Origin of the sequence: Kitasatospora sp. NPDC057518 (assembly GCF_042802075.1) — a bacterium.
Lineage (GTDB): Bacteria > Actinomycetota > Actinomycetes > Streptomycetales > Streptomycetaceae > Kitasatospora.
The window spans coordinates 1-3,982 of the sequence record NZ_JBHVEU010000624.1 but is presented as its reverse complement, the minus strand read 5'-3'; the positions used below and the strand labels follow the sequence as shown (position 1 = coordinate 3,982).

The 3,982-nt window shown below is 76.1% G+C and carries 4 protein-coding genes; all 4 read left to right on the top strand.

Going from position 1 to position 3,982, the window contains the following annotated elements:
- Positions 1-110 precede the first annotated feature (110 nt).
- Entirely contained in the window at positions 111-635 is a 525-nt protein-coding gene (locus tag ACFU7Z_RS37335) for a hypothetical protein (RefSeq protein ID WP_074000707.1), read from the top strand.
- A 110-nt stretch (positions 636-745) separates the two neighbouring features.
- Positions 746-2,062 carry a glutamate-5-semialdehyde dehydrogenase gene (locus ACFU7Z_RS37330; RefSeq protein ID WP_380782548.1) on the top strand — a complete coding sequence of 439 codons (1,317 nt, stop codon included), beginning with the start codon at positions 746-748 and terminating at the stop codon, positions 2,060-2,062.
- A gap of 127 nt (positions 2,063-2,189) precedes the next feature.
- Complete coding sequence (locus ACFU7Z_RS37325; RefSeq protein WP_380782546.1) at positions 2,190-2,771, top strand: hypothetical protein; 582 nt, start codon at positions 2,190-2,192, stop codon at positions 2,769-2,771.
- 106 nt (positions 2,772-2,877) lie between these two features.
- Positions 2,878-3,939 carry a hypothetical protein gene (locus tag ACFU7Z_RS37320; RefSeq protein ID WP_380782544.1) on the top strand — a complete coding sequence of 354 codons (1,062 nt, stop codon included), beginning with the start codon at positions 2,878-2,880 and terminating at the stop codon, positions 3,937-3,939.
- Positions 3,940-3,982: the final 43 nt, after the last annotated feature.

Below are 3,982 nucleotides of genomic sequence, written 5' to 3'. Positions count from 1 at the left end.
GTACCGGGAGCGGCCCGGCCGCGGGCGAGGAGGGGCGCAGCCGTACCGGTCGGCCGAGGGCCGACGGGGCCGGTGGGGACGACACGACATCGCCGAACAGGAGGCCGCCGGTGGAACGCAGGCGCGAGGCAGCGCTGACCGCAGGGACCGCGGGCCGGCGGCTGACCAGCATCGACGGCGGACGCGGGGACGGCCCCGCCGAGCCGGCCGGTCCGCCGACGCAGCGGCCCGGCGGGATGCGCGGGATGCGGCCCGAACTCGACCGGGCGGCCCAGCCGCCCACCGTGCCCGAGCAGGCGCGGCTGTGGCACGTGGTGCTGAGCGTGGCCGGGCAGGTCACCCCGCTGTCCGCGCTGCGCGCCTCGCTGGAGCAGCTGGCGCACGACCACTCGTTCTTCCTGACCGCCCGCTACGCGGCCGACCACGCCGAGATCCGCTACTGGGAGCAGGCCCGGGACCTGCACGACGCGGCGGCCATCGCGCTGCGGCTGTGGGGCGAGCACAAGGTCACCTCGAACCTGCCGCCCTGGGAGATCGTCGGGCTGGAGGTGGTCGACCGGGCGACGTACCACAAGCGGGTGGCGGAGGGCTTCGGCGAGCCGCCGCCGCACCTGGGCGGCGTGCACCCGTACTGAGCGCCCGGACCGAACGCCGGACCGAACGCCGGACCGAACGCCGTACCGAGCTGTCTCACCGGGCGAAATGCCGCCCGGGCGGGGCGGGCGCAGTCGCTACCCTTGGCGGCATGACCAGCGATCTCGCCACCGCCGACAGCCCCGTCCTCGCCGTAGCGCGCCGAGCCCGGGAGGCCGCCGCCGCGCTCGCCCCGCTGCCGCGCGGCGCGAAGGACGCCGCGCTGCTGGCGGTCGCGGACGCGCTGGTGGCCCGCAGCGCGGAGATCGTCGCGGCCAACGCCGAGGACGTGGAGCGGGCCCGGGCGGCCGGCACGGCCGAGTCGGTGATCGACCGGCTGACCCTGACCGACGAGCGGATCGCCGCGATCGCCTCGGACGTGCGCGACGTGGCCGGCCTGCCCGACCCGGTCGGCGAGGTGGTGCGCGGCTACACCCTGCCCAACGGCCTGGACGTGCGGCAGGTCCGGGTGCCGCTCGGCGTGGTCGGCATCATCTACGAGGCCCGCCCGAACGTCACCGCGGACGCCGCCGCGCTCTGCCTCAAGTCCGGCAACGCGGTACTGCTGCGCGGCTCCGCCTCGGCCTACCGCTCCAACAGCGCGCTGGTCGCCGTGGTGCGCGACGCCGTCGCCGCGGCCGGGCTGCCCGCCGACGCGGTCCAGCTGGTGCCGGGGGAGAGCCGGGAGTCGGTGCGGGAGCTGATGCGCGCCCGCGGCTACGTGGACGTGCTGATCCCGCGCGGCGGCGCCTCGCTGATCCGCACCGTGGTCGAGGGCTCCACCGTCCCGGTGATCGAGACCGGCACCGGCAACTGCCACGTCTACGTGGACGCCGAGACCGACCTGGCGATGGCCGTCGGCATCCTGCTGAACTCCAAGGCGCAGCGGGTCAGCGTCTGCAACTCCGCCGAGACGCTGCTGGTCCACCAGGACGTCGCGGACGCCTTCCTGCCGCTCGCGCTGGCGGCGCTCGCCGGGGCCGGGGTCACCGTGCACGGCGACGAGGCGGTGCTGAAGGCCGCCGAGGGGGGACCGGCCACCGTGGTGCCGGCCACCGACGAGGACTGGGGCGCCGAGTACCTCTCGCTGGACCTGGCCGCCGCCGTGGTGCCCTCACTGGACGCCGCCGTCGAGCACATCCGCCGCTGGTCCTCCGGCCACACCGAGGCGATCGTCACCACCTCGCAGGCCGCCGCCCGCCGCTTCACCCGGTTGGTGGACTCCACCACGGTGGCCGTCAACGCCTCCACCCGCTTCACCGACGGCGGCGAGTTCGGCTTCGGCGCGGAGATCGGCATCTCCACCCAGAAGCTGCACGCCCGCGGCCCGATGGGCCTGCCCGAGCTGACCAGCACCAAGTACATCGTCACTGGTGACGGGCACGTGCGGGGCGAGGCCGCGCAGACCGTGGGCGGCGGGGCCGAGTAGGCGCGCAGGCCGCGGGCGGGGGCGCGGACGGCCGCCGGGCGGCGCGCGCGGGGCGTCCGTCACACGTGCGACGGACCAACTGCCGGGAGCCACAGACAAATCGTCCGGCCGGTAATACGCTGAATCCGTGGCTGAGGATGTGGGGGGCTTCCCGTACCCCGACGGCTCCGACCACGGTGGTGCGGACGACGAGTTCGCCACCGTGGTCTTCGACGAGGCCTTCGTCCGGTCCGCCGCCGTGCACGAGCCGACCGCCAAGGAGCGGCAACTCGCCGCCGCCGAGGCCCGGTTCGAGCCGGACGCCGCGGGGCCGGGCTGGGGCCGTGACGTTCCGGCCGGGGACGGGCTGCCGCTGGAGCTGCGCCCGTACCCGAGCGGACTCGACGCGGACCACCTCTACCCCGACCCCTGGTCGGGGCCGGGCCGGGCGGCCGACCGCCGGGTCCGGCGGTGGCGGCGCGGTGACGACCCGGTGCGCGTCCCCGGGCGGTACGTGGCCCAGCAGCGGTGGCACCGGCCGGTGGCCTGGGTGCTCGCCGTGATCATGGGGGTGAGCCTGGTGGCGGTCGCCGTCGCGGCGATCTACCAGGGGGTGGGCGGCCCCTCGGTCACGCCCCGGCGCCCCCAGTCCGGCAGCAGCAGCACCGGGGCGGCCCCCGGGCAGGCCCCGGCGGAGCCCCCGCTGGTGGTCACGGCGCCCGCGGGCTAGTCCGAGCGCCCGGGGGCGCACGCCCCGGGGCGGTGGTCACGGAGCGTTCCCGGGAATGTGCGCCCGGACCCTCGTGGCGGCGCTGGTGTCCGCCTACCCTGGTGGTGTGGGTGACCCGCGAGAGCCTCCTGAGGGGACGCCCGAGGGCGGTTCCGGCAACGAGGACGAATTCCGGTCCGTCGTGTTCGACGAATCGTTCGTGCGGGCTGCCCGCATCCAGGAACTCTCCGCCCGGGAGCGGCTGGCGGGCTCCTTCGGCAAGGCCACCCGGTCGCGGGTGCGGTTCGGCCCGCTGGGCACCGTCCCGCGCCAGGCACTCATCCTGCTGCTGCTCATCCTGCTCGCCTTCGGGGCCGCGGTGTACTTCGGGGTGAGCTCGCCGAAGGGCACCGCGGTGCGGCCCGAGGGCAGCCAACTGACCGTCAGCCTGGTCGCGTTGAGCCCGGCGTCGGCCGTCCACCCGGTCGCCGACCCGGCGGACCCGTTCGCCGCGCTGCCGCTCGGGTACGGGGACGGCACGATCGGGCTGAACACCCCGACCGGCGCCGCCACCGGGAACTTCGGCCGGGTCGAGGTGGCCAAGGCGCTCGACACCGTCCAGCGCTACCTGGTCGCCTCCTCGCTCTCCCCGGCGACGCTGGTCCAGGGCGCCACCGCCGACGTACGGGTCTTCGTCACGCCCGGTGAGCAGGCGGAGTTCGACGCGAGCGTGGCGCAGCCGGTGGACGACCGCCACCACGCGGTGACCGGCTGGATGGTCCGCTTCGACCCGGCACAGGTCGCGCTGGCCTCGAACACCGTGAAGGTGGTCGGCGCGATGCGGATCGACGAGGCGGACAGCGGGACGCTGCAGATCACCACCGACCACACCTTCGTCTACGCGCTCAAGCCGGCCGGCGCCCCGGCCGGGGCGCCGGTCACCCTGGAGACCGTGCGGCGGCAGCTGACCTTCGAGTTCGACCGGGTGGACCTGGCCTCGGGGCAGCTGCGGCTGGTGGACTCGGTGGTGCAGGCCGGGCCGGAGCCCTGCGGCGCCTCGATGGCGGGCTTCCTGCAGCCGGTGCTGGCCACCGCGCAGGGCACGGCGGTCACGCCGCCGGCGCCGGTCGACCCCGGCAACCACGCCCGGCCGGGCTGGCAGGTGTGCGAGGTGCTGGCGGGCGGCTGAGGCGCCCGGGCCGTGGAACGCGACGGCGGCCGGTGCCCCGGGC